Origin of the sequence: Schaalia suimastitidis DSM 15538, from assembly GCF_000429105.1 — a bacterium.
GTDB lineage: Bacteria > Actinomycetota > Actinomycetes > Actinomycetales > Actinomycetaceae > Pauljensenia > Pauljensenia suimastitidis.
The window spans coordinates 1-1,042 of record NZ_AUBF01000002.1 but is presented as its reverse complement, the minus strand read 5'-3'; the positions used below and the strand labels follow the sequence as shown (position 1 = coordinate 1,042).

Here is a 1,042-nt window from a genome sequence, read left to right as displayed (position 1 = left end):
GCTGTAAATAGGACGGGGGTGGGTGTTTCCTCTTCTTGTGCTGCTGGGGTGGTGGTACATGCCGAAAGTACGACAAGAAGAGCAGCAGCAAGGACACAAGTGGCGCTTGCTCGGTTTCGCCACAACGCCAGTCGCATACGAAACATCACTGTTGCCCTTTCTGTTGTGTTGGCGTTGGTTGTATTCGCTAGGTTTTGCAGAGTGTGGGGGTTGGTACCTGTAAGGATGGCGTTATCTATCGTGTGGGGGTGGTCCAGGTGATGGTGGTGAGGATGTCGTAGATTTCGGGTGGGAGTGTGGTGTCATTTAGTGCTGATCTGAGTTGGATGGTCCATAGTCCGTCGTGGCGACCTAACTCCCATATTTCGTAGCGGTGGGATATACCGTCAACGGTCTTGATGAAGGTATAGCCTCTGGCCGTGGTGTCGTTGATGGTACGGGTGCCAAGGTCGGCGATGTTCGAATACATACTGTCATTTTGTATGTCGTTTATTGTTCGGTTAACGATGTAGCCGAGGTCGTAGGTGTCGAGTGTGATTTGACCGTAAGTCGATGAAAGATCTCCTGGGTGAGTACGGAGCAAGCGGATGGAGGGAACGGAAGCGTTTCCTATGCCGTTGGGTGAGGCGACGTAGCTTGCGGGATCGTATGTTCTTCGAGGGATTTCTTTCCAGTCGGCTGGCAGTGTCGCGGTGACGGTGTCGGCGGTCCCGGTGGTGGTTGTGAATGTCAAAGGTGTGGGTGTTGCCCAGGTGATGGTGTTGAGGATGTCGTAGATTTCAGGTGGTAGCGTGGTGTCGTTGTCTGCTGAGCTGAGTTGGATGGTCCAGAGTCCGTCGTGGCGGCCTACATGCCATTGTTCGGTGCGGTGGGATATACCGTCAAAGATTTCGGTGAAAGAGTAGCCGCGTGCAGTGGCACCGCCAATGGTGCGGGTGCCAAGGTCGGTGATCTGTGAGTAATATTCGCTTGTCGAAATGTCAATGAGTTGGCCGCGGACGATGGAGTCAATGTCGTAGGTGTCAGGTGCTACTTCTTTATA

Annotated in this window: 1 protein-coding gene; it reads right to left on the bottom strand. The window is 53.4% G+C overall.

What is annotated here, in order from left to right:
• Positions 1 to 235: 235 nt before the first annotated feature.
• The coding region (locus G438_RS12410) for a hypothetical protein (protein ID WP_034284484.1) at positions 236 to 1,042 on the bottom strand (807 nt) is incomplete at its 5' end.